Consider the following 23691-nt stretch of genomic DNA (forward strand, 5'->3'; position numbering starts at 1 on the left):
TATAGAGTGTGATAAACAACATGACTTCATACACATTTGAATGTGGTAATTTATGGGTTTAGAAAAGTTCTTCGAATTTTTCTTCTTCCGCCACTACTTCTACTGTTTGTAATACCATTTGTTCTGTGTTTGCTACAGCTTCTTCGATTAACGGAGTGAAGTCATATTTCGCTTCAAAACGATTTGCTTTCTCTCGCTTCGGTTTCGTCGCTGGGCTTGCTGGTGTGAATACTGTACAGCAATCTTCATATGGACGGATTGAAATATCGTACGTTCCGATTTCTTCTGCAATTTTAATAATCTCTAATTTATCCATCGTAATAAGCGGACGAATAACAGGATAGTTTGTTACTTCGTTAATCGTATGCATACTATCTAACGTTTGGCTCGCTACTTGTCCAAGACTTTCACCAGTTGTAATCGCAAGTGCGTTACGCTCCTCTGCGATACGCTCTGTAATACGCATCATCATACGACGCATAACCGTCATAGAATAGCTAGATGGAATTTCTTTATTAATCGTTTTTTGCACTTCAGTAAATGGAACAAGGTGAAGTGTTACGCGTTTACAGTATTTCGTTAACTCTTGTGCTAAATCGATTACTTTTTGTTTCGCGCGCTCACTTGTGAAAGGTGGGCTATGGAAGTGAACTGCTTCCACAGATACGCCGCGTTTCATCGTTAAGTAAGTTGCTACCGGGCTATCGATACCACCAGAAAGAAGTACCATTACTTTTCCGCCAACGCCAACTGGTAAACCGCCAGCTCCCATGTGCTCACCACACATAATATAGCTGTAACCACTGCGAATTTCTACACGTACATTCACATCTGGATTATGAACATCTACTGTGATATCCTCTGTATTTTCTAAAATGTGCCCACCGATTTCTGGAAGTAATTCCATCGTCTTCATTGGGAAGCGCTTATCAGAACGGTGCACTGTAATTTTAAATGTTTTCACATCGCCTTTTACTTGTAGGAAAGCTGCTAATGCACCTTTTTTAATATCTTCTAATTCTGATGGTACTTTCATCGCTAAGTTAAACTTATGAATACCAAATACATCTTTCAATCTTTCAGAAATTGCTTCATGGTCTTCGCCATTTAATTGGATGTACATACGATCATGTGTTGCATCGATTTTAATATTTGGGAATTTTTTCAGTTTGAACTTCACGTTATCTTTTAATGTGCTTACAAATTTAGAACGGTTCTTACCTTTTGTCGTCATCTCTCCATAACGAACTAAAATATATTCATATGTCATCATATTTCTTTACCTCATCACTTCATATAATTTTGGCATTGTCTCTTTAACAATACCTTCAAATTGTTTTACTTCTTCCATCGTATTTTCCGGTGCTAGACTAATGCGGATTGCGCTTGCAGCTGCGGCATGCGGTATCCCCATTGACACTAGTACTCGGCTCACTTCATTTGCTTTTGAAGAACAAGCAGACTTCGTTGATACATATACACCATGCTCTTCTAAAGCATGAACGACCACTTCTGGTTTTAAACCAACAAATGATACATTTAAAATGTGCGGTGCCGCATATTCAAGTGACGTATTAATCGTTACATCTTCCATCTCTTTAAAGACACGGACAAGCTCTGCTTGTAAATTTTGCAAATGAACTACCTTTTCTTTCACTTGCTCCATCGTCATACGAAGTGCTTTTACCATCGCTACAATACCAGGTAAGTTTTCTGTTCCTGAACGATACTTAAGCTCTTGTTGACCACCTGATAAGATTGGATCTAACCTTACACCATCACGTACGTAAAGAAGACCTGTCCCCTTTACGCTATGAAATTTATGCCCAGATATTGAACAAAGGTCAATATGAGAAGCGTATAAATCAAGCGGTACTTTTCCTATCCCTTGCACATGGTCCACGTGGAATCTTATTTTCGGATAGTTCGATAATAATGTTCCAATTTCAGCAACAGGCTGAATCGCTCCAGTCTCGTTGTTCACGTGAATAATTGACACAAGAATCGTATCTTCACGAAGCACTCGTTTTACATCCTCTACCGATACAACACCGTGCTCGTTAACCGGTAAATATGTTACATCAAAACCGAGATCTTCTAATTGTTTATATGCCTCAAACACAGACGCGTGTTCAATATTTGTTGTAATGATATGTTTACCGCGCGAACGATTCCTCATCGCTATTCCTTTAATCGCAAGGTTATTCCCTTCCGTTCCACCCGATGTGAAAATAATTTCAGAAGGCTTAACGTGAAGGAGCTGTGCTGCAATCGTTCTCGATTGTGTTAATAGACGCTCTGCCTCTCCTCCAAGCGAATGAATAGAAGAAGGATTTCCAAAATATTTCCCTGCAACCGTTACATACGATTGAAGAGCTTCTGGATATGGCTTTGTCGTCGCACTATTATCAAAATAGATCATCGTTCTTCCCCTTTCAGCGCTGTCACATCGTATAATCATATCATAAATACGTGTAATTACGCTAAAACTACTCAAAGGTTCCGTTATATTTTAAAACGAATAACCTTACTGTATTCCGCTATTCATTATAGCAACATCGCCTCCAAAATTACACAAAAAAACAAACCCTTTATGAAAGGGTTTGTTCATTGTCTACATATTCAGCTATTTTTTGAACAACGCCAGGTTCAAGTTGCTCTAGTACAGAAGCCGCTTGTTCTAAAGCTGCATCGTATTGATATTCACGGAATAATTTCTCCGCATAATCTAAGCTTTCTGCAAGATTCTCATCATGACTGCGGTAACGATTACCGTATTGAATTAATTTTTCAACTAAATATGCTTGTCCAATTAACTCTTCCGTCATTTCAGATACACCATTAACAGTTGTGTACGCCTCTTCTAAACTGCTATTTACAGCATTCATATTTAACGGCTTTATTTCTAATTGATCATATACAGCGTGCATTGCCATTTGTCCTCTTTGTAAATCTTCCATAATGCTCTCTGGAAGACCTGGCAAATTCGACTTTTGCATAAAGCGTTTCGTTTCTAAAATTGTATTTCGCATTTCTTGTAATTTCTCACGCGCTTCAAATTCTTCTTTACGCATCGTCTGCAGCATTTCTTTATATTCTGCATGAAGTACTTTTAAAGTTTCACATTGCTCATAAACCTCTTCTAGTTCCTCACGAATAATAGAGAATGCGATATCTTGTTCAGCAACGCGTATTTGCAACACTTCAAAACGTTTCATTAAAATATGCATTTGCTTTTCAATTACTTTTTGCGACTCAATGTCTTTGTCTTGTAATTGATAACTTTGTTTTACAAGTTGTGTTTCTGTTTTCGTTTCAATTGTTTCAGTGCGAATTTCTTCTAAATCTTCATAAACAGAAAATGTTTTTTGCTCCACATAATGTTTCGCATGCACTTCTTGTTCAAGTTGATCATAAAAACTATCTAAACGAGTTTTTAAGTTCTCTACTTTTTCTGCTGCTTCCGTTATATGAAGCTCCTGTATATCCATTAAACATGTGTGTAGTTGTGTCGTCATATCGCGGACTTCTTTAGGAATTTCCAAATACTCTAATACATAGCCTTGTCTTATCATATCATCATGACCTTGTAATAAGTCTTCCAGCTGAACTGGTAATGTCGCTTGACACTCTACTAATAAATCTGGAATTTGATGAATGATGATTTCTAAACTTGCTAAACCTTCTTCTAAACTAATAACAATTTCTCTCGCTTTTAAATAATCACCATTATCTGTTGCCTCTTCAAAAGTTTTGAACTTCTCTGATTCAACGTCTAACATCTCTTCGATCCTTTGCTCAGCTGCTCCATACATGTGTCGATGAGCAAGAACGCTCTTTTTCATACTACGATATGTATCACGTAACCCTTCAATTTCCGAGCTATTTTTCTCATGGCTTTCTAACAGTTGCTGTAATTCATTTAAAATGTCTGTAATACGATTATCAGCGTCATCTAAACCACTTATGGATTCTTTCATCGCATGCTTTGCTTTGCGGAAGGAGAATTGCGAGGCGAATTTTCGCGCTTGCCCTAAATCTTTTTCAGCTTTTGGAAGAGTTGTTGATACAATTTCATCCCACTCTTCACGCCATTTACCAAACAGTTCTTCTGTTTGACCTGTCATATTTAAATCTTTCACCCGCTTTAGTTCATCTGCCACAGGTTTATCTTTTATTTCTTGTTTCCACTGCTCCAGTGCTTCAATATCTTTATATGAACGATTTCTTATCACAAGCTCTATCATGAGCAGCACTAGAATAGAGCTTACTACAATGATAACGATCGTCAGGATAGAATCCATGCAAAAAAGCCTCCTAGTTATATCTCTTTTTTTGTCCGTTCCGTTTATGAAATGGAAGGCATTATGTATAAAAAGGGAATCCCCCTATATTTAACAACTAACAATGTACTAATCATACCATGTAATGACGTGTTTTTGACCTAGTTTTTTTTAAAATTTCATGTTTCTTTAAATGCACTTGTAATCTTTCTTAACATTCCGCTTTTTTTATTCTTCAGCCTCAAATGAATGCAATAAAGAGCACTCTTTCAGATGAGATACGAAATAGATCTTTCGCATTAGTGGCGGTTCTACAGAAATCGCACGCACGTTACCTTGCATTACCGCTTGCTGTACAGCTGTTTCCGGAAGCAACGTTATACCCAGTCCAGCTCCTACCATCGCAATCATCGGTTCTGCATAAGATGTTTCAACTGCGATTATCGGTTTCGTACCCATACATTGAAACACATTCATAATCATTTTCCTTACATCGCATATTTCTGGGTATACGATTAACTTTTCATTTTGCAACTCTTCCATTCGGATTACCGTTTTCTCTTTATACGGATGATTATTTGAAACGGCACAAACGATTTTTTCTTCCCGTATTTCTTTTATATACGTAGCGCCTTCTATTACTGAATCAATAAACATTGCTTCAATTTTTCGCGCTTTAAATAATTCCATTAATACTTTCGTATGCTCAATTTGCCATTCTATTTCATATGTATCCGCTAATAAGTCTTTACACTTTGATATGTAATGAGCCGCTAAACTCGGCAATATACCTATTGAAATTTTCTGCTTCTCTTGATATCCCTTCATTTCCGTTTTCACTTCACTTATTTGTTCCAAAATCGGTAACATTCTTTCTATAAATAATTCTCCAGCCTTTGTTAATTCTACTCCTTGAGCAGAACGCTTGAGTAGAGTAATCTCTAAATCCGCTTCTAATCTTTGAATTTGTTTACTAAGCGCTGGTTGTGAAATATGTAAAAGTTTACTCGCCTTTGATAAACTTCGCGTTTGCTTTACTTCAATAAACGATCGTACTGCCTCCAAATCCATCATACACACCTCTAACAAAAAGTTATAACTGCCATAAAAAATCGATATTTCCTTCTACAAAGAATTACTCTTTATACTTATTTCATCAACTTACTATAACGAAGTAAAAAGGAGAATGATACTCTTGGCCAAAAAACAAATGCTACTCGGATCCCTTCTATGCTTACTTGCTGTAACAGCTTGGGGATTTATGTTTCCTGTAATGGCAAATGCCTTGCAATTTATCGACCCATTCTTCTTCACAACTATCCGATACGGATCAGCAGCTATCATTTTTCTTATTTTGCTATTAATCACTGAGGGGAAAAATTCTCTCCGCTTAGAAAAACGAACACTTTCGTTATTCTTTTATGGAACAGTCGGTTTCGCTGGGTATGGCTTTCTAATTTTTTATGGTCAACAGCTTGCCGGGCCTTCTGGAGCCATCCATGCCGCGATGATTCAGTCTCTTATGCCACTCATCGCTTTATTATTGCAGTGGATAACAAAAAACAAACGCCCACAAAATTACACATTTCTTTGTATGTTCGTTGCATTACTCGGTGTTATGCTCGTCATTTCAAAAGGAAATATTCATTTATTATTTGGAGCAGCAAGCCACTTATCAACAAATATATTTATGTTATGCGGCGTTACTTGCTGGGTAATTTACACGAACGGCGGTGCTCGTTTTCAATCTTGGTCACCACTCAGGTATACGACGTTAACTTGTTTATTCGGCTCAATTTCACTCATCATTATTGTCACTTTCTTTACTTACACAAACGTCGTTAATGTACCATCATTATCTACAGTTATGAGCGTTCGTTTTGAGCTCTTTTATATGTCGATTATCGCCGGCGTTATAGCTGTATTTTGCTGGAACACAGGAAATCGATATATTTCATCTATTAACGGCATATTATTTATGAATTTAGTTCCTGTACTTGCACTTATCGGCTCTATCTTTCGAGGTTACACAGTCGACAAAATTGAAATTGCCGGCGCCTCATTAACAATTATTGCGCTATTATTCAACAATTTATGCCAAAGAAAACAAGACATAAAAATCCCCACCTCAGTTCGTTAGGTGGGGATTTTTCACATATGAACAGCTCTTGGCCATTCATAGTACATATTCGCTTTATATAATGTTTGTTCCATCCATTGCTCAATTTCTTTCGTGTACATTTCTAGGAAAAATGTCTCGGACGGAAAAGAATGCAACACTTCTGATATATATTGCGGATATAAAAACGGCATATTTATCATGCCTTTTAATTGCGTCATAAACATTGTAAAAGATACCTTTTTAAACTCTTGTTTCATTTGTCCCTGTTTAATGATTTGCTCTATATAATATCTTTCTCTAGAAAAATAAACGGTCATCACTTCACGAATTAATGTCGTATCAAGCGAAAGCTCTCTATAAAAAAAACGTGTCAGTTCTCTATTATCAAATTGATATCGTAAAATCCCGCGCACCATTTGCACCATCACATCTTTAGCCGATAAATATTCTCTCTGTTCAAATGACGTTTCAATTACATGAATATATCCTTCTAAAAAATCAGTAATCAGCTGTTCTAATAACCCTTGCTTTCCAGCAAAATAATATGAAATATTCGCTACATTCACATCCGCTCGCTTTGCAATGTCTCGCACCGATGTCCCGTCATAACCTTTCGTATTAAACAACGATATTGCCGCATCAATTACCTTTTGTTTCGTCTGCTTCATGCGCTCACTTCCCCTCACTGAACAGCTATAGTTTAAATTTCTTGACTTTTAAGACAAATTCCTTTAATTTTCTATCGACAAAGTCATGTGAAATACATCGTATTTTGCTATCATTTTACATATCTCGCTAAAAAGGGAGTTGTTTCCATGTTTACAAAAGAAAGTTATGCAGGATCTCGTGAAGAGCAATATGAGACAGTAATTAAACAACTGGATGCATTATTAACTGGCGAACCAAACGTAGTCGCAAACTTATCAAATGCGTCCGCACTATTAAACCAATTTTTAGATCGCGTTAATTGGGTTGGCTTTTATGTAACAGAAGGAAATCAGCTTGTTCTTGGACCATTCCAAGGAATGCCTGCTTGCGTGCGCATTCCATTTGGACGAGGCGTTTGCGGCGCAGCAGCTGAAACGAAAACAACGCAGCTTGTGGCGGACGTCCATCAATTCCCAGGACATATCGCTTGCGATAGTGCTTCTAATTCAGAAATCGTTGTACCGATTCTAAAAGACGGAAATGTCATCGGTGTACTTGATATTGATAGTCCTGAAAAAAATCGTTTTGACGAAGTAGATCAGCACTATTTAGAAAAGTTTGTGGAAACACTCCTAAAACATATTTAAAAAAGAAAAGAGCGAGTTGTCGATTTAGTACGTTATGTACGAAACCGATAACTCACTCTTTTTTATTGATTAACAGTAGATATTTTCTTTAACGCTTGCTCTAAATCCGAAACGATATCTTCCCATGATTCTAAACCGACAGATAAGCGTATTAAATTATCAAAAATACCCATTTCTTTTCTTAGTTCAGCTGGAATCGCAGCGTGCGTCATCGTTGCTGGATGCTGAATTAATGTTTCTGTATCACCTAAACTTACCGCAATCGTAATAAAGTGAAGGTCATTGATAAACGCTTGCGTCTCTTCTTTTCCGCCTTTTATTGAAAAAGAAATAACACCGCCGCCCCGTTTCATTTGACGGGATGCTAACTCCCCTTCTGGATACCAAACACCTTCTACCGCATCATGATTTTTCAGGAACGATACAATTTTTTCTGCATTATCACAATGGCGATCCATTCTTACCGCTAACGTCTTTAACCCGCGTAATAATAACCACGCATCAAACGGCGCCATAATACCACCGATATCTTTTCGCATCGGACGGATTTTTTCAGCTAGTGCTTTCGTTTTACAAATTGTTACACCAGCTACAACATCACCGTGGCCACCAATATATTTTGTTGCACTATGAACAACAGCGTCACAGCCAAGTTCAAGTGGTCTTTGTAAATAAGGTGAACAAAACGTATTATCAACAATAACAAGTAAACCATTTCGCTTCGCAACCCGAATAACCTGTTTTAAATCAATTAATTTCATTGTTGGATTAATTGGTGTTTCAACGAAAATGAGCTTTGTATTTGGGCGGATTTTATTTTCAATATCAGCCTCTGTTTCCATATCACAAAACGAATGCGTAATCATAAATTTCTCTTCTAACACTTCTAAAAAACCGTAAGTACACCCATATAATCCATTTGAACAAATAATATGATCTCCAGCTTTTAGAAAGCCAATTAAAGTTGCTGAAATAGCCGCCATGCCTGATCCGAAAGCAAGCGCTTCTTCTCCTCCTTCTAACACCGCCATACGTTCTTCAAATAATTTCACAGTTGGATTTCCAAGTCTTGAGTAAATATACGATGGATCCACTCCCGCAAAACTCGCCTCTCCTTGCTGTGCAGTTTCAAATGTAAATGTGGAAGTTTGAAATAAAGGCGGTGTTAAACTCCCTTTATTGTCCTTTGATTCATAACCGTGATGAATTAATACTGTCTCCATATGTTTCTTTTTCATAAAAACATCCCCCTTATGTTTTTATTGCCACATATCCACCAGTAAAAAAACTGATGAACGTTTTTACTATATTTTATGTAAGCGTTTTATTTGTGTTTCTATCTCTTCTTTTATATTGTTTTAAATTCCTTCTTGTTAATTTCCAAAATTTATATGCATAAAACAAAAAGGGAGTCGCTTGACGAAACTCTGGGTAAAAGATATAATAGCGTTTGTGTAAAATAAAAAGGCAGCCTTGTAATGTGAGTTTATCGTTTGTATTTTGTTCCTCTACGGAGGTGTATCTCGTAACTCCCTGCTGCTGGAGCGAAGGTACATGAAAACAAAATGCCCGTAAATATCGATTACGTCTGTTTTTATTTTACGTAAATAAAAACATTTTTAAAGGAGGAGTCAACTATGGCTCGTTATACAGGTCCAGCTTGGAAACTGTCTCGTCGTCTTGGAATCTCTCTAAGCGGCACAGGAAAAGAATTAGAAAAACGCCCTTACGCACCAGGTCCTCACGGTCCTAACCAACGTAAGAAACTTTCAGAATACGGTTTACAATTACAAGAGAAACAAAAACTTCGTCACATGTACGGCATGACTGAGCGTCAATTCCGTCGCACATTTGACCAAGCAGGTAAAATGCCTGGTAAGCACGGCGAAAACTTCATGATCCTTCTTGAAGCTCGTCTTGACAACTTAGTTTACCGTATGGGCTTAGCTCGCACTCGTCGCGCAGCTCGCCAATTAGTAAACCACGGTCACATCATGGTTGATGGAGCTCGCGTAGACATCCCATCTTACCGTGTAAAACCTAACCAAACAATCAGCGTTCGCGAAAAATCTAACAGCCTTGTTGTTGTTAAAGAAGCGATCGAAGTTAACAACTTCGTACCAGAATACTTAACTTTCGATGCTGATAAGTTAGAAGCTACTTACACTCGTCACGCTGAGCGTTCTGAGTTAGCAGCTGAAATCAACGAAGCATTAATCGTAGAGTTCTACTCTCGTTAATGACAAAAAGCCAATCCTGTGGATTGGCTTTTTTCGTTTATATATAAGATAAAATTATTTATTTTCGAGGAACCTTTGGGATAAAATAAGCATGAGTAAACGCTATTCCCCTAGATTTTTTAACATACATATATATCCCAAAAATAATAAAAAGCCACACTCTATTGAATGTGACTACATTAATTTTTCAATTGATTTATTTTCTTCTTCAATTTATAATATCTTAACAGCAAAAGTACCCCTAAGGGTACTTTCTGATTCACATTTTCACTCTTCTTGTCTTTCTTGTCTTTCTTGTCTTTCTTGTTTCCTCGATTTCTTCTGTTTCTTCTTCCTGTTCCGTTTTTATTGTTGATACTCTATCGTACAGATCCATTATTTTCTTCGTCACATTAATTCCTCCCACAACAATTCCAAGCAAACCAATATAAATCAACACAGTAGTTTTATTGTCCACTACTGAAACGATTACAGTAATTACACCACCACAACAAGTCAACATACTTCCCATGACATCCATGTATTCTCGGAATTTAACACCTGCTTTCCGATAACGTCCATACCACCACAAAACTAGTACCACTCCAATAACAAATGCTCCTGTCCACATCACCATGTTAAATCCTTCCAATAAATCCCTCATATAATTACTCCCTTTCCATAAATAAATTTTTGCTGCCTTTTTCTATTTACGGAAAATAATTAAACACCTTCTTTTTATTTTTTAAAAAAGACTTTTTTTAATTTACATCTAATAATTACAGTTAAAACTACGCGTATAATAACAACATTTTCTCTTTGATTTATCGACGACGTCCTTAGACAGATTTATTCTTTCTAGCTAAAAAAGACTGTTTAAAGCAACTAAACAGTTACTTCAAACAGCCTTCATTTTTATATATAAAATAAAATTATTTAGTTTCCTCTTTTTGAACATATACATAAGCATCTTTCTGCTCTTTATGTATATCAACCTTCGTGTTCTCTGCAAGCTGACCCGCATTTAGCAAAGAAAAAATAATGAGCGCTTCTAGTGACATTTTGTTTTACCACTCCTTTCTAGTTGTTATACGTTTATCATACCGCTTACATGTGATTTCCGTATGAACTCGAAAAGGAGATTACAACAAAAAGATTACAGGAATGCTAATGCACGCTATAATAACCATAAAATAGGAGGTGGATTCTTTTTGACAATAAACCAAATGGTTCAACTCGGAAGTTCATTTATGCTATTTATTACTTCAGCACTCGCTAGTTGGTATCAGGGGAGTAATTTGATAGATTATCCTGATGAATGGAAATATAGCGCTAAGTTTACGAATTACTTTAAAGGCACCGTTTCAAATTACCAAGATATTTATCAAATCGATTTCTTTATATATGCGGCAAAATTTTATCCAACAGCATTTATTGTTATGCTTATTAGTTTACTTTATATGCTCGTATTAATTCTTCATATTCTATTTACAAGAACTCGTGAGGTAATCTAAATTCATACATAAAAACCCCGAATCATAAACTTTTCAGCCTACAATTCGGGGTACTATTTGTTTATATTCGTTTCTGATTAGTAACGAATTAAGAAATATTTCTTTTTACCGCGGCGAATGATTGTGAATTTGCCTTCGATGCGGTCGTTTTCTGTTACAACGTAGTCTAATGCTTGTGTACGCTCACCGTTTACGTAGATTGCACCGTTCGTCACATCTTCACGTGCTTGACGTTTTGATGGAGAGATTTTACTTTCTACAAGTAAGTCGATTAATACTGTATCTTCTGCCGTACGTTCTACAGATGGTACGTCTTTGAAGCCTTGTTCGATTTCGCTTGCAGTCAGTTCTGCTACAGAACCGCTGAATAGTGCAGCTGAAATTTTAATCGCTTGCTCTAATGCTTCTCCGCCGTGAACAAGTTTTGTCATTTCAGAACCTAATGCTTTTTGTGCTGCACGTTTTTCTGGTGCTTCAGCTACTTGCTTTTCAAGCTCAAGAATTTCTTCATGAGATAAGAATGTGAAGTATTTTAAGTATTTAACTACGTCGCGATCATCTGTGTTAATCCAGAATTGGTAAAACTCGTAAGGAGTTGTTTTCTCTGGGTCTAACCAAATTGCGCCGCCTTCTGTTTTACCAAACTTCGTACCGTCAGATTTTGTAACAAGTGGAATTGTTAAACCGAATGCTTTCGCATCTTCTTCTGATTTACGGATTAATTCAAGACCAGCTGTAATGTTACCCCATTGGTCACTACCACCGATTTGTAGGCGGCAATTATGGTTTTGGTATAAGTTTAAGAAGTCGTATGATTGTAAAATCATATAACTAAACTCAGTGAATGAAATACCAGTATCTAAACGAGAAGCTACTGTATCTTTTGCTAACATATAGTTTAAACCGAAGTTTTTACCGATATCGCGTAAGAATGAAATTACATCTAAGTTACCAAGCCAATCATAGTTGTTAGCCATTGTTGCTGGGTTGTCCACGTTTTCGAACTCTAAGAAGTTTGAAAGTTGGTTTTTAATGCTTTCTGTGTAGTAAGCAACTGTATCTTTCGTATTTAATGTACGCTCTGCTTTTTTACCACTTGGGTCACCGATCATACCAGTACCACCGCCAACAAGTGCGATTGGTTGGTGACCAGCTAATTGGAAACGACGTAACATTAATACTGGTAACATATGACCGATGTGTAAGCTATCCGCTGTCGGGTCGAAACCACAGTATAATTTAACGCTTTCTTTTTCTAATAATTGCTCAAGTCCCTCAGCATCTGTTTGCTGATTAATTAGACCGCGAAATTCAAGATCTTGTAAAATACCCATATCCTACATACTCTCCTTTAAGTTCATTACTGGCGTGAAGGTTGAAAACATAAAAAAATCGCCCCTTCAAATAAGGGACGATTTTGATTATCGCGTTACCACCCTAGTTGCAGGCAAAAAAAAGCCTACCACCTTATTTACATAACGGCTTAGCACCGTCTTTTCCCTTTTGAATATAATTCAATCGAAAAAAGATGCTCTAGGGGCGTAATTCGCGATCATCTATGTGCTGATTTCCACCGACCATCAGCTCTCTAAAACAGGGAAATGATCACTACTTCTCCCTTTCCACGCTCAATTATTCATATACTTTTCTTTATACCATCATTTATATAGGCGTGTCAAATAGAGGTCGAATTTCTATCCTTTACAACGTCGCAAAGAGTATCGTAATAAGAGAAAGAATTGGAACTCCAACTAGTAACGAGACATGAAACACAACTGATAAATCATTCCCAATTGTCGCCTCCACAGGATCTTTCGCTGGAGAACCAAGAAATCCGATTAATCGATCGAAGCGACTTACCGTTTTTGGAAAGTCCGGTATTTCTACATGGTCACTGTCTAAATGCTGCTGTAATTTATATTCACTCTTAAAGGGATTTTCGCTCAATTTCATCCACCTCCAGCAATTGTTTTAATTTCTTTATCCCGTTATGAAGTCTCGATTTCACTGTTCCAATCGGAATGTTTAATATCTCTGCAATCTCTTTTTGCTGCATATCATGATAATAAGAAAGAATGAGGACCGCTCGCTGTTCTTCAGGAACTTTCAAAATTGCTTCTCTTACTGTGAGCCGATCTTCGTGAGAAAATTCTTTTTCCTGAATCGGCACTAAAAATGGCAAAAGTGTACGCCACTTTTTTCTTCTATTTAATTTATTAATCATAAGACGATAACCAATTTGAAATAAATACGTTTTTATTTTTCCTTTTTCAAGTTCATACATATGCTTCTTTCGTTCTAATGTCAAAAACGTATCTTGCACGAGGTCGATACTTAATTGTTCATCTCGGTTAAATCGATATAAAAATGTGTATAGCGCTGGTTTGATTAAAACATATAGTTTTTCCCCAGCCTGCTTATCTCCACTTTGATACGCAAGCATGAGCTCCTCCTCAATCCCAATCTGCGCCATGATTTTTGATCTCCTTTATTCCTTTTAACGTTAATGAAATACGGGAAATTAAATAGCAACTAGCGACAATAATCCATACTTGCGATTGATTCGTAAAAAATTGAACATACGGGTTTTGAATTGTCTGTCCGGTTGAAACTAAAATATTTAATGCTTGCACACATACGCATGCATACACTGCAAGACAAGCCGAAATCGTATCAAATACATTCCAGCGAAAATACACTTTTGTTTTTGTAAAATCAATTTTATATCCATTTTTCCGTACTATATGTTTTCTATCAAATGGAATGATGATTGAAAACATAACAATCATCATGACCCCAGCTGTAATCATTGATACTTTAAATCCAATTGGCATCGGTAATAGCAAACCACAAGAAAATACAACTATAACTCCAATTAAAGCAAAAGTAAGAAGTAATTTATTAGACATATAAAAGCCTCCCTCATCTATTCTTTCATAAATGTATACAGACGAGGAAGGCGCTTCGTTCAAATATTATTTTATTTTTTTAATAATCTTTGCAGGATTCCCGCCAACTACTACATTATCAGGCACATCTTTCGTTACAACGGCGCCAGATGCGATAACCGCATTATCTCCAATTGTTACACCTGGATTAATAATTGCTCTTCCGCCAATCCATACGTTATCGCCGATTGTAACTGGTTTTCCGTATTCTGATCCGCTTATGCGTTCTACTGGATCGAGCGGGTGCGTTGCTGTATAAATGTGAACACCTGGAGCTAACATACAGTTCACTCCGATTGTAACGGGACATACGTCTAAAATCGTACAATCAAAGTTCGCGTAAAAATTTTCGCCAACATTAATGTTATAGCCGTAATCACATCTAAAAGAAGATTCAAGATGAATGTTATCTCCTGTCGTTCCAAATAGTTCTTTTACAATTTCGCTACGCTCTTTTAATTGCACTTCTGGCGTATCATTTAATTTTCTCGTTAATATACGAGCTTGCTCCCTGTCTTGTACTAAAACTGGATCAGCTGGTATGTACATTTCCCCTAGTATCATCTTTTCTTTTTCTGTTTTCATTTTATCACCCCCTTAACTTATATATATAAGTTAATAATAACATAAAAAAAGATCTGAACGTTGTTTCGTTCAGACCTTTCTCTCTTAATCTTCCATCGTTGACAAATCACCTGTTGGTAAGTTTAACTCCCACGCTTTTAATACGCGGCGCATAATTTTACCACTTCTCGTTTTCGGTAATTTATCTCTAAATTCAATTTGTCTTGGCGCTGCATGAGCTGCTAGGCCTTTCTTTACAAATTGACGAATCTCTTCTTTTAGTTCTTCAGATGGCTCGTATCCTGCGCGAAGCGCGATAAATGCTTTAATGATTTCACCGCGAACTGGGTCTGGAATACCAATTACACCAGCTTCTGCAACAGCAGCGTGCTCGATTAATTTGCTTTCTACTTCAAACGGACCAACGCGCTCACCTGACGTCATAATTACATCGTCAATACGTCCTTGGAACCAGAAGTATCCGTCTTCGTCCATATATGCAGAGTCACCTGATACGTACCAATCCCCTGGCATGAAGTAAGACTCATATTTTTGCTGGTTATTCCAGATTCCACGCATCATAGCTGGCCAACCTTTACCAATCGCTAAGTTCCCCATTGTGTATGGAGGTACTTCATTTCCTTCATTATCAACAATTGCTGCTTTCACACCTGGAATTGGTTTACCCATTGAACCTGGACGGATTTCCATACAAGGGTAGTTACAAATAACTTGTCCACCTGTTTCTGTCATCCACCACGTATCATGAATACGAAGTCCAAATGCGTTCATACCCCAGCGAATTACTTCTGGATTTAATGGTTCACCGACGCTTAATACGTGACGAACTTGTGATAAATCATATTTTTTAATTGCGTCTTGTCCAGCTCCCATTAACATACGGAACGCTGTTGGTGCGCTATACCAAACTGTTACACCGTAATCTTGCAGTGCTTCATACCACGCTTCTGGACTAAAGCGGCCACCTAAAATAACATTTGATGCTCCGACTAACCACGGTGCGAAAATACCGTAAGCCGTTCCAGTTACCCAGCCTGGGTCAGCTGTACACCAATATACATCATCTTCTTTTAAATCTAATACCCATTTCGCCGTTTGATAGTGCTGAACCATTGCGTTTTGTGCATGAAGAACACCTTTTGGCTTACCAGTAGAGCCAGATGTGTAATGAAGGATTAAACCATCTTCACGGCCTAACCATTCGATATGTAATTCTTTTGAAGCTTGTTCAAATAAAGGGTTGAACGCTACAAGTTTACCGCCCTCTTCTGCATTGTCTCCAACAAGAAAGACTGTTTTTAAAGCTGGTAAATCATTTAATGGTATGCGCTCTAACAATTCAGGCGTTGTAATTAACACCTTTGCTTCGCTATCTTCTAAACGATCGCGAACTGCGCCTTCCATAAACGCTTCAAATAGTGGCCCAACAATTGCCCCTAATTTTACCGCACCTAAAAGTGCGAAATATAATTCTGGAGAACGCGGCATAAAAATAAAAACGCGATCGCCTTTTTCAACATCGCCATAATTTTTCAGAACATTTCCTGCTTTATTAGAAAAATCCTTCATTTCCTTAAATGTATATTTCTCTTTACGAGATCCATCTTGATAATAAAGGGCTACTTTATTTTTTCGATCGGATTTCGCATGCTTATCAATTGCCTCATACGCCATATTCACTCGGCCTGTTTCATTCCAAGTAAAATTTTTATTAACCTCTTCCCAGTTAAAATTCGCATATGCCTCTTCATAATTCGGCAAATTATTTTTTCCTTTAATGACAGGAAGCGTTTCTATTTTCATACTTTACATCCCCCTCCTATGTATTCTATTATCTATTATAATGATATTATTTAAAATTTTCAGTATATTTGTTGATTTTTAGACAAATTTTTACTGACAAAATTCGATTCACATCGCATATATTATAAAGTACGATATTAATAGATTCACAAACCCTCAAGGTGGTGAGCAATACATTGATTCATAAAAAAATATATAATGCTAGAAACTTAAAAACAGCGAAGGGCACTTTAATTATTGAAGGTCCTGTCTCTACACATAATCTTGAAATGTATGAATTCCATCCAGATTTAGTTGCATTTCGTCCTGCCGAACAGCAATATAAAGCAATTGTCGAAATTTCTAAATTACCAGAAGCTCGTCTCATTATTGCTAGACATGACCAAACGATTGTTGGATATGTTACATACTTGTATCCTGATCCGCTCGAACGATGGTCAGAAGGAAAAATGGAAAACTTAATTGAGCTCGGGGCAATTGAAGTCGTCCCAGCCTTCCGTGGATGCTCTGTCGGAAAGAACTTATTAGAAGTGTCTATGATGGACGATTATATGGAAGATTATATTATATTAACGACTGAATATTATTGGCACTGGGATTTAAAACAAACAGGCTTAAATGTTTGGGAATACCGAAAAGTAATGGAAAAGATGATGAATGCTGGTGGGTTACAATGGATGGCTACAGATGATCCTGAAATTTGTTCACACCCTGCTAACTGTTTAATGGTCCGGATTGGAAAACGTGTTGATACGGATTCCATTCAAGCATTTGATCGTCTACGTTTTCACAATCGCTTTATGTATTAATAAAGGGGGCAACTGGAATGATTGTAGAAGAAATTATGAATCAAAATGTAGTTACACTACATCCAAACGATACAATCGAAACAGCAATCCGAACGATACGCACGAAAGGCATTCGGCACATTCCAATTGTCGATCAAAATAATCATGTCGTAGGCATTATTTCTGATCGGGATGTAAGAGATGCAAGTCCGTCTATTTTAGATGAACAAGTTTCACTCGATATGCTACGGCAACCGCTTGAACTTATTATGAAACATCCTGTTATGACTTGCCATCCTCTCGATTTCGTTGAGGAAATCGCTACGTTATTTTTTGAAAATAAAATTGGCTGTCTTCCTGTTACAAAGGCTGGGAAGTTAGTTGGAATCATTTCTGAATCTACAGTCTTGCACACGTTAGTGAAATTAACAGGAGCACATCAACCAAGTTCACAAATTGAAATTCAAGTAAAAAATGAACCTGGTATTCTCGGAAAAGTCGTTGCTATCTTTAGTGATTTACAAATAAATATCGTGAGCGTTCTCGTCTACCCAGCAAAAGATGAGAATGATAAAGTACTCGTTTTCCGCATTCAAACGATGAATCCGCTAAAAGTGATTGATGCACTTGAAGCAGAAGGCTACCGCGTATTATGGCCGAACATTATGGGGATGCAAGCATGAGTAGCGCGTTTATTTATTCGGATGACTTTCGGGGCTATTCGTTTAGCCCTGATCATCCTTTTAACCAACTGCGCGTCACACTTACGTATGATTTATTACAAAAGAGCGGTTTTATCTCTCCCTCTCAAGTCATCCCGCCACGGATGGCTACAGATGAAGAGATTGCCTACGTTCATACAGAGGAGTACATAAATGCGGTAAAACGTGCTGGAGAAGGTAAGTTAGAAAAATCGATTGCGATGACATATGGACTCGGAACAGAAGATACACCGATGTTTCCAAATATGCACGAAGCAAGTGCGTTACTCGTTGGCGGTACGTTAACAGCTGTTGACGCTGTTCTTTCCGGAAAAGTAAAGCACGCGCTTAATTTAGGCGGCGGCTTACATCACGGCTTTCGCGGCAAGGCATCCGGATTTTGCATTTATAACGATAGTTCCATCGCAATGAAATATATTCAGAAAAAATACGGTTTACGCGTTTTATATATTGATACAGATGCTCATCATGGTGATGGTGTACAGTGGTCTTTTTACGATGATCCTAACGTATGCACCATTTCATTACATGAAACTGGGCGTTATTTATTCCCTGGAACTGGCGCTGTAAATGAACGCGGACAAGGTAATGGCTATAGTTATTCTTTTAACGTTCCACTCGATGCTTTTACAGAAGACGAATCGTTTTTAGAGTCATATCGAACTGTCGTAAAAGAAGTTGCAGCATACTTTAAACCGGATATTATTTTAACGCAAAATGGCGCTGACGCACATTATTATGATCCACTTACACACCTTTGCGCGACGATGAATATTTACCGTGAAATACCGAAGCTCGCTCGCGAAATCGCCAATGAATATTGCAACGGTCGCTGGATCGCTGTCGGCGGCGGTGGCTATGACCACTGGCGCGTGGTCCCAAGAGCTTGGGCACTTATTTGGCTCGAAATGAACAACATCCAAAACATCTCAGGTTATCTCCCTCCAGAATGGATTGACGCTTGGAAAGGACAAGCCGAAACAGAGCTTCCCCTCACATGGGAAGATCCAGACAACATGTATAAACCTATCCCCCGTAAACCAGAAATTGAAGAAAAGAATGCATTAACTGTAGCGAAATCCCTTGAAATTATTCGGAATAATATGACAAAATCTTTGTACTAAACAAAAAGGAGGCTCGTTTTGAATAGCCTCCTTTTATTTATTGTCGTTTTCTGTCGGTAAGTCGATATATTTCGAGAATCGCCGATATATCTTGAGATTCGCTGATATATTTTAATAATCGCTGATATATCTTGAGATTCGCTGATATATTTTAATAATCGCTGATATATTTTAATAATCGCTGATATATCTTGAGATTCGCTGATATATTTTATTTAATAATTAACTGGTCCAACTTTTATGAGAAAAGGGCGTGATATTATGTGGACACAACAAATGATCCCCACAAAACGCGGCACATTTGAACTATTTACAAAAGGAAATGGCGAACCGCTTTGTATTACACATCACTATTCACAATTTAATGAAACTGGCGATTACTTTGCGGATGTTTTCACTTCTACGCATCGTGTATTCCTCATTAATTTACGAGACGCTGGTAACTCTGTAAAAGCCAATTCAGAAAAAGAATTAAGTATGATTGAAACCGTTCACGACTTAGAAGCAATACGAGAAGCTTTACAACTCCCAACATGGCATTTCACTGGTCATTCAACAGGTGGTATGCTTGGACTTTTATATGCGATTACATATCCAAATCCCTTACAATCATTAGTCGTAGCGGGAGCCGCAGCAAGTAACTATACCGAAACACCATTTTGTATTTATAACCCAGCACATCTGCAGTTTCATTATATGCAACAACTCATCGAAAACTTAAAAAGCCCTGACCTTACAAATGAAGAACGAAAGGAACTCTCTACTAAGAGGACAAAATTATCTTTGTATAAACCTGAAAACTACAACTCTTATTTTTGTAAACCAATCAAAAAAACAATGTCTGTTAGCCGGATGAATGCTTTCTCTCACGAATATCCTTCATTTGATTTAAGAAAGTACTTACCTTCTATCAACATAAAAACGCTAATTATTTGCGGAAGGCACGATGTGCAGTGCCCAATTCAATATTCTATCGAAATGCATGAGGGCATTCGTAATTCTATTTTTGTGCCGTTTGAGGACAGTAACCATTATCCTTTTTTAGAAGAAGCCAGTCGGTTTACTTCTATTACTCAAGAATTTTTTGGGATTAAAAAGAAAATTAAGGACTCACAAAGGCAATAAGTCTAGGAAGAGAGAACAAGTTTATTAGTGCTGTTTTGCTAAAGGAGGAAAATAGGGTGAAAGAAAAATTATTAAGAGTTGGAACGACTTATATTCCAGTTACCAACGTAGAACTTTCTTCAAATTGGTATGTGAACAAATTGGGAGCAGAGTTGAACTTTAAAGACGAAGACAAAGCTATTATTAACTTTGCAAATCAAAGCTTTTTTCTAGTTAAATCCCAAGATAATCAAACCTTAAATTTTTTTGATTTTCACGGTGAAGAACGCTTTTCTATAACATTCGAAGTTAACGGATTACATGCTCTAGAATCAATTCATAGTGAATTTATTGAAAAGGAAATTCTAGTTGGAGAGATTGAAAACAGAGGGCATGCTGGGAAGAATTTTGTTTTTTATGATTTAGATGGCAATAAATTTGATGTTTGGAGTGAATTAAGTCCTATTTTCAAAGAAAAATACCTAATATAGAGTGATTTTTTACAATCAAACGTAAGTATTAAATAACATAGAAAGATACGAGGCTTATTCCATTAAAGCCTCGTTAATGAATATATTAACCTTCAAGAAAAATATTTCACTCTAGAAACAACTAAAAGAAGAACAAAAAAAACTACTAAACCTAAATCGATAAATACTGCCTTTTTATCTCCTTCTTTTAAACTTATCATAAAACTAGAAATTATTTTAATTGCAAAAAAGACCATCATAAAGAACCAACCGAAATGATCATTCGTAGAATCTTCATCATAAAACATTTGTATTGCACCAATAATTAATAAAATAAGTACGATATTAGTTCCAATCTTTAAAGCCTTGTTTGATTTATTATCTTTTGATGTATCTCCCAAAATGTAGCACACCCTCCCATGCTTTCCTATGTTTTATCTCTCTTTATATTTTAACACGAATTACCTATTATTCCCTTTTAATTCGAATAACATTAAAAACCTGCCAATAACTCGGCAGGTACATTACACGTTAAAGCGATAACCAGCTCCCCACACCGTTTCAATATATTGCGGGTGAGCAGGATCTCTTTCGATTTTTTCACGTAACTTTCTAATGTGAACAACGACAGTGGCTAAATCGCCAGCTGAGTCTAGTCCCCAAATACGTTCAAATAACTGTTCTTTATTTAATACTTGGTTTGGATGCGTTACAAAGAATGTTAATAAATCAAATTCCTTCGTTGTGAACGCGATTTCTTCATTGTTTATAAAAACTTTCCTCGCTCGTTGATCGATAGAAATTCCGTGAATATATAACGTATCACGTTGCTTACTTACATTTCCTGATAATCTTTCATAACGGGCAATATGTGCTTTTACTCGCGCGACTAATTCGCTTGGGCTAAACGGTTTCGTTATATAATCATCCGCTCCTAATCCGAGTCCGCGAATTTTATCTATATCTTCTTTTTTTGCTGAAACAAGTAAAATCGGAATATCTTTTACAGCACGTATTTGTTTACAAATTTCGAATCCGTTCATTTTCGGGAGCATAATATCTAAAATAATTAAATCATAATCTTCTTGCAGGGCTATTTGTAAACCTGTTTCTCCTGAATGCTCTACATCAACTTGGAAATCATTAATTTCTAAATAATCTCGCTGTAATTCTGCAATACTTACTTCATCTTCTATTAGTAAAATTCTTTTCAATTTACTCACCACATTCCTGTACTTTTTTCAATGTGAAGAAAATGCTCGTGCCTTTCCCAAGCTCGCTTTCCGCCCAAATATTCCCGCCATGCTCTTCAACAATTTGCTTCGCGATCGCTAAGCCAAGTCCACTTCCACCTGTACTAGAATTTCGCGATTGCTCTGCACGATAAAAACGTTCAAAAATGTAGGGAAGTGTATCCGATTCAATACCTGATCCGTTGTCCATCACTTTCACAATCACTTTATTATTATCATTCAATACTGTTACAGTAATTTTCTTCTCTTCTTTATCCATGTATTTCACACTATTATGAATTAAATTTGATATCACTCTATTTATCTTTTCGCAATCAGCCGTTACATATAGTGGTGATGCATGTAATTGTAAGTTAACTTCTATACCTTCCTTACTTAAATCCATCTGCATCTCTTCTATTAATTCTTGCATAAACATATTTAATTCAACCGTTTCAAACTGAAAGGGAACTCGATTCAAATCGAGCTTTGAAAATAAAAATAGTTCGTCAATCAGTGTATCCATATGTCTTGCTTTCGTATGGATAGTTGTTAAGTACTTATCCATTTTTTCTGGCGTATTTGCGACCCCGTCCTTTATTCCTTCTACATATCCAATAATAGATGTAATCGGTGTCTTTAGATCATGAGATATATTGGAAATGAGCTCTTTTCGATTTTCTTCATACTGCGTTTGTACTTCAATCGATTCTTTTAACTTCTTCCTCATTCCCTCAAATCCTTGATTTAATTGCCCGATTTCATCGTGCGATGTAACTGGAATTTGAAAATCTAAATTTCCTTCTTTAATTTTCTCAGTCGCATCTTTCAATACAAAGATTGGTTTTATTACACTTCTTGAGACGAGGTAACTTAATAATCCAATAAGCAAAATGGCTAACAGTAAAAGTGATACGAACAAAATCGGAAATAATTTTTGTGTAAGATCGACAAATGAACTTTGCTTTTTTAATACAAATATACTCCCCTCTTCTTCCTGAGGAAAATAAAAATCAAATTTTACATATCGATAAAAGGTATCGCCTAGTTCCGTTGTACCACGACTATTAATATTTGCTGATTCAAATTTCGGAAGAGCTTCTTTTAAAGGTACACTTTCAAATATTTTTGTAGCATAAGAAATGGTTTCTCCCTTTCTTACAACTATTTTCACACCTTCTTTTTCAAGCGATGAAACGAACGATTCATCTAATAATTGAGATTGATGTTGCTTTGCCGCTAATTTTAATTCAAGATAGGCATTCTCTTCTTCTGGCGTAAGCGGCTTTTGAATATAAGAACTTTTATAGAAATTTTTCACTGATTCCAAGTCTCCTGTTATGGAAAAAACAATTAAAAATCCCGCGACTAATATGAGCGTAATGGAAACGAGAATAACAGCAATATAAGAAAATAAAAACCTTGTTTTAATAGACATCATTTACATCCTCACTTTCCCCCGCTATTTGTGGGCAATAAGAC

General features: G+C 36.8%; 26 protein-coding genes and 1 other annotated feature. Of the genes, 9 read left to right on the plus strand and 17 right to left on the minus strand.

Annotated elements, in window-relative coordinates:
- Positions 1-58: 58 nt before the first annotated feature.
- The 4 genes from thiI to LUS72_RS23055 form a co-directional block, all read right to left on the minus strand.
- Positions 59-1273 carry a tRNA uracil 4-sulfurtransferase ThiI gene (gene thiI / locus LUS72_RS23040; RefSeq protein WP_097833080.1) on the minus strand — a complete coding sequence of 405 codons (1215 nt, stop codon included), beginning with the start codon at positions 1271-1273 and terminating at the stop codon, positions 59-61.
- 6 nt (positions 1274-1279) lie between these two features.
- Entirely contained in the window at positions 1280-2422 is a 1143-nt protein-coding gene (locus LUS72_RS23045) for a cysteine desulfurase family protein (protein WP_098361712.1), read from the minus strand.
- A gap of 169 nt (positions 2423-2591) precedes the next feature.
- Positions 2592-4304 (minus strand): septation ring formation regulator EzrA, encoded by a 1713-nt coding sequence (gene ezrA / locus LUS72_RS23050; RefSeq protein ID WP_264448313.1) that lies wholly within the window; start codon positions 4302-4304, stop codon positions 2592-2594.
- 207 nt (positions 4305-4511) lie between these two features.
- The gene (locus LUS72_RS23055; RefSeq protein WP_141533383.1) at positions 4512-5357 is read right to left on the minus strand and encodes a LysR family transcriptional regulator; all 846 of its coding nucleotides are present in this window, start codon (positions 5355-5357) and stop codon (positions 4512-4514) included.
- A 121-nt stretch (positions 5358-5478) separates the two neighbouring features.
- On the opposite strand from LUS72_RS23055, the gene LUS72_RS23060 reads away from it, so the two are divergent.
- Entirely contained in the window at positions 5479-6423 is a 945-nt protein-coding gene (locus LUS72_RS23060) for a DMT family transporter (RefSeq protein ID WP_097833084.1), read from the plus strand.
- Positions 6424-6434: 11 nt separating this feature from the next.
- On the opposite strand, the gene refZ is transcribed toward LUS72_RS23060, so the two are convergent.
- The gene (gene refZ, locus LUS72_RS23065) at positions 6435-7073 is read right to left on the minus strand and encodes a forespore capture DNA-binding protein RefZ (protein ID WP_071748330.1); all 639 of its coding nucleotides are present in this window, start codon (positions 7071-7073) and stop codon (positions 6435-6437) included.
- A 147-nt stretch (positions 7074-7220) separates the two neighbouring features.
- Between refZ and LUS72_RS23070 the strand changes: the two genes are divergently transcribed.
- The gene (locus tag LUS72_RS23070; RefSeq protein ID WP_097833085.1) at positions 7221-7700 is read left to right on the plus strand and encodes a GAF domain-containing protein; all 480 of its coding nucleotides are present in this window, start codon (positions 7221-7223) and stop codon (positions 7698-7700) included.
- Between the two features lie 62 nt (positions 7701-7762).
- Here LUS72_RS23070 and megL read toward each other — a convergent pair whose 3' ends face one another.
- Positions 7763-8938, minus strand: coding sequence for a methionine gamma-lyase (megL, locus tag LUS72_RS23075; protein ID WP_097833086.1), 1176 nt, complete (start codon positions 8936-8938; stop codon positions 7763-7765).
- A gap of 399 nt (positions 8939-9337) precedes the next feature.
- Here megL and rpsD point away from each other — a divergent pair, with 399 nt between their 5' ends.
- Entirely contained in the window at positions 9338-9940 is a 603-nt protein-coding gene (gene rpsD / locus LUS72_RS23080; RefSeq protein WP_097833087.1) for a 30S ribosomal protein S4, read from the plus strand.
- A 259-nt stretch (positions 9941-10199) separates the two neighbouring features.
- Here the strand turns inward: rpsD and LUS72_RS23085 are convergent, their stop codons facing one another.
- Together LUS72_RS23085 and LUS72_RS23090 are read right to left on the minus strand one after the other, a co-directional pair.
- A complete protein-coding gene (locus LUS72_RS23085) occupies positions 10200-10583 on the minus strand; it encodes a hypothetical protein (protein WP_264448314.1) in 384 nt (127 codons plus the stop codon).
- 268 nt (positions 10584-10851) lie between these two features.
- Positions 10852-10980 carry a transporter gene (locus LUS72_RS23090; RefSeq protein WP_097833089.1) on the minus strand — a complete coding sequence of 43 codons (129 nt, stop codon included), beginning with the start codon at positions 10978-10980 and terminating at the stop codon, positions 10852-10854.
- Positions 10981-11130: 150 nt separating this feature from the next.
- On the opposite strand from LUS72_RS23090, the gene LUS72_RS23095 reads away from it, so the two are divergent.
- On the plus strand, positions 11131-11433 hold the full coding sequence (locus tag LUS72_RS23095) for a YjdJ family protein (RefSeq protein ID WP_141533382.1): 303 nt from the start codon (positions 11131-11133) through the stop codon (positions 11431-11433).
- A 77-nt stretch (positions 11434-11510) separates the two neighbouring features.
- Here the strand turns inward: LUS72_RS23095 and tyrS are convergent, their stop codons facing one another.
- From tyrS to acsA, 6 genes are all read right to left on the minus strand, one after another.
- Positions 11511-12767 carry a tyrosine--tRNA ligase gene (gene tyrS / locus LUS72_RS23100; RefSeq protein ID WP_097833091.1) on the minus strand — a complete coding sequence of 419 codons (1257 nt, stop codon included), beginning with the start codon at positions 12765-12767 and terminating at the stop codon, positions 11511-11513.
- A gap of 70 nt (positions 12768-12837) precedes the next feature.
- Positions 12838-13067 (minus strand) — a binding site (T-box leader).
- 67 nt (positions 13068-13134) lie between these two features.
- Positions 13135-13380 (minus strand): hypothetical protein, encoded by a 246-nt coding sequence (locus LUS72_RS23105; RefSeq protein ID WP_016130335.1) that lies wholly within the window; start codon positions 13378-13380, stop codon positions 13135-13137.
- On the minus strand, positions 13361-13906 hold the full coding sequence (locus tag LUS72_RS23110) for an RNA polymerase sigma factor (RefSeq protein WP_000057187.1): 546 nt from the start codon (positions 13904-13906) through the stop codon (positions 13361-13363). The genes LUS72_RS23105 and LUS72_RS23110 overlap by 20 nt, the downstream gene beginning before the upstream one ends.
- On the minus strand, positions 13887-14342 hold the full coding sequence (locus tag LUS72_RS23115) for a hypothetical protein (RefSeq protein ID WP_097833094.1): 456 nt from the start codon (positions 14340-14342) through the stop codon (positions 13887-13889). The genes LUS72_RS23110 and LUS72_RS23115 overlap by 20 nt, the downstream gene beginning before the upstream one ends.
- Before the next feature lie 66 nt (positions 14343-14408).
- A complete protein-coding gene (locus LUS72_RS23120; RefSeq protein ID WP_264448315.1) occupies positions 14409-14966 on the minus strand; it encodes a maltose acetyltransferase domain-containing protein in 558 nt (185 codons plus the stop codon).
- Positions 14967-15050: 84 nt separating this feature from the next.
- The gene (acsA, locus tag LUS72_RS23125) at positions 15051-16769 is read right to left on the minus strand and encodes an acetate--CoA ligase (protein WP_097833096.1); all 1719 of its coding nucleotides are present in this window, start codon (positions 16767-16769) and stop codon (positions 15051-15053) included.
- A 176-nt stretch (positions 16770-16945) separates the two neighbouring features.
- On the opposite strand from acsA, the gene acuA reads away from it, so the two are divergent.
- The 5 genes from acuA to LUS72_RS23150 all read left to right on the plus strand — a co-directional run bounded on the left by acuA (position 16946) and on the right by LUS72_RS23150 (position 20998).
- A complete protein-coding gene (gene acuA / locus LUS72_RS23130) occupies positions 16946-17578 on the plus strand; it encodes an acetoin utilization protein acetyltransferase AcuA (RefSeq protein ID WP_000581397.1) in 633 nt (210 codons plus the stop codon).
- A 17-nt stretch (positions 17579-17595) separates the two neighbouring features.
- Positions 17596-18240, plus strand: a complete 645-nt coding sequence (locus LUS72_RS23135) for an acetoin utilization AcuB family protein (RefSeq protein WP_002145365.1) — start codon at positions 17596-17598, stop codon at positions 18238-18240.
- A complete protein-coding gene (gene acuC / locus LUS72_RS23140; RefSeq protein ID WP_097833097.1) occupies positions 18237-19403 on the plus strand; it encodes an acetoin utilization protein AcuC in 1167 nt (388 codons plus the stop codon). Before LUS72_RS23135 ends, acuC begins: the two co-directional genes overlap by 4 nt.
- A 240-nt stretch (positions 19404-19643) precedes the next feature.
- Positions 19644-20528: an alpha/beta fold hydrolase gene (locus LUS72_RS23145; protein ID WP_170961011.1), complete on the plus strand. Its 885-nt coding sequence runs from the start codon at positions 19644-19646 to the stop codon at positions 20526-20528.
- Between the two features lie 56 nt (positions 20529-20584).
- Entirely contained in the window at positions 20585-20998 is a 414-nt protein-coding gene (locus LUS72_RS23150; RefSeq protein ID WP_097833099.1) for a VOC family protein, read from the plus strand.
- A 92-nt stretch (positions 20999-21090) separates the two neighbouring features.
- Here the strand turns inward: LUS72_RS23150 and LUS72_RS23155 are convergent, their stop codons facing one another.
- The 3 genes from LUS72_RS23155 to LUS72_RS23165 form a co-directional block, all read right to left on the minus strand.
- On the minus strand, positions 21091-21378 hold the full coding sequence (locus LUS72_RS23155; RefSeq protein ID WP_097833100.1) for a hypothetical protein: 288 nt from the start codon (positions 21376-21378) through the stop codon (positions 21091-21093).
- 123 nt (positions 21379-21501) lie between these two features.
- Complete coding sequence (locus LUS72_RS23160) at positions 21502-22191, minus strand: response regulator transcription factor (RefSeq protein WP_097833101.1); 690 nt, start codon at positions 22189-22191, stop codon at positions 21502-21504.
- Between the two features lies 1 nt (position 22192).
- Positions 22193-23647 carry a sensor histidine kinase gene (locus tag LUS72_RS23165; protein ID WP_264448316.1) on the minus strand — a complete coding sequence of 485 codons (1455 nt, stop codon included), beginning with the start codon at positions 23645-23647 and terminating at the stop codon, positions 22193-22195.
- Between the last annotated feature and the right edge of the window lie 44 nt (positions 23648-23691).

The organism is Bacillus cereus, from assembly GCF_025917685.1.
Taxonomy (GTDB): Bacteria; Bacillota; Bacilli; order Bacillales; family Bacillaceae_G; genus Bacillus_A; species Bacillus_A cereus_AT.

Bases quoted from the DNA above. Each gene is read 5' to 3' on its own strand.
- LUS72_RS23115 (WP_097833094.1), bottom strand. From the start codon at position 14,342: ATGTCTAATAAATTACTTCTTACTTTTGCTTTAATTGGAGTTATAGTT.
- tyrS (WP_097833091.1), bottom strand. From the start codon at position 12,767: ATGGGTATTTTACAAGATCTTGAATTTCGCGGTCTAATTAATCAGCAA.
- ezrA (WP_264448313.1), bottom strand. From the start codon at position 4,304: ATGGATTCTATCCTGACGATCGTTATCATTGTAGTAAGCTCTATTCTA.
- LUS72_RS23145 (WP_170961011.1), top strand. From the start codon at position 19,644: ATGAGAAAAGGGCGTGATATTATGTGGACACAACAAATGATCCCCACA.
- LUS72_RS23135 (WP_002145365.1), top strand. From the start codon at position 17,596: ATGATTGTAGAAGAAATTATGAATCAAAATGTAGTTACACTACATCCA.
- megL (WP_097833086.1), bottom strand. From the start codon at position 8,938: ATGAAAAAGAAACATATGGAGACAGTATTAATTCATCACGGTTATGAA.
- acuC (WP_097833097.1), top strand. From the start codon at position 18,237: ATGAGTAGCGCGTTTATTTATTCGGATGACTTTCGGGGCTATTCGTTT.
- LUS72_RS23045 (WP_098361712.1), bottom strand. From the start codon at position 2,422: ATGATCTATTTTGATAATAGTGCGACGACAAAGCCATATCCAGAAGCT.
- LUS72_RS23165 (WP_264448316.1), bottom strand. From the start codon at position 23,647: ATGTCTATTAAAACAAGGTTTTTATTTTCTTATATTGCTGTTATTCTC.
- refZ (WP_071748330.1), bottom strand. From the start codon at position 7,073: ATGAAGCAGACGAAACAAAAGGTAATTGATGCGGCAATATCGTTGTTT.
- LUS72_RS23110 (WP_000057187.1), bottom strand. From the start codon at position 13,906: ATGGCGCAGATTGGGATTGAGGAGGAGCTCATGCTTGCGTATCAAAGT.
- rpsD (WP_097833087.1), top strand. From the start codon at position 9,338: ATGGCTCGTTATACAGGTCCAGCTTGGAAACTGTCTCGTCGTCTTGGA.
- LUS72_RS23085 (WP_264448314.1), bottom strand. From the start codon at position 10,583: ATGAGGGATTTATTGGAAGGATTTAACATGGTGATGTGGACAGGAGCA.
- LUS72_RS23090 (WP_097833089.1), bottom strand. From the start codon at position 10,980: ATGTCACTAGAAGCGCTCATTATTTTTTCTTTGCTAAATGCGGGTCAG.
- LUS72_RS23055 (WP_141533383.1), bottom strand. From the start codon at position 5,357: ATGATGGATTTGGAGGCAGTACGATCGTTTATTGAAGTAAAGCAAACG.
- thiI (WP_097833080.1), bottom strand. From the start codon at position 1,273: ATGATGACATATGAATATATTTTAGTTCGTTATGGAGAGATGACGACA.
- LUS72_RS23120 (WP_264448315.1), bottom strand. From the start codon at position 14,966: ATGAAAACAGAAAAAGAAAAGATGATACTAGGGGAAATGTACATACCA.
- acsA (WP_097833096.1), bottom strand. From the start codon at position 16,769: ATGAAAATAGAAACGCTTCCTGTCATTAAAGGAAAAAATAATTTGCCG.
- LUS72_RS23070 (WP_097833085.1), top strand. From the start codon at position 7,221: ATGTTTACAAAAGAAAGTTATGCAGGATCTCGTGAAGAGCAATATGAG.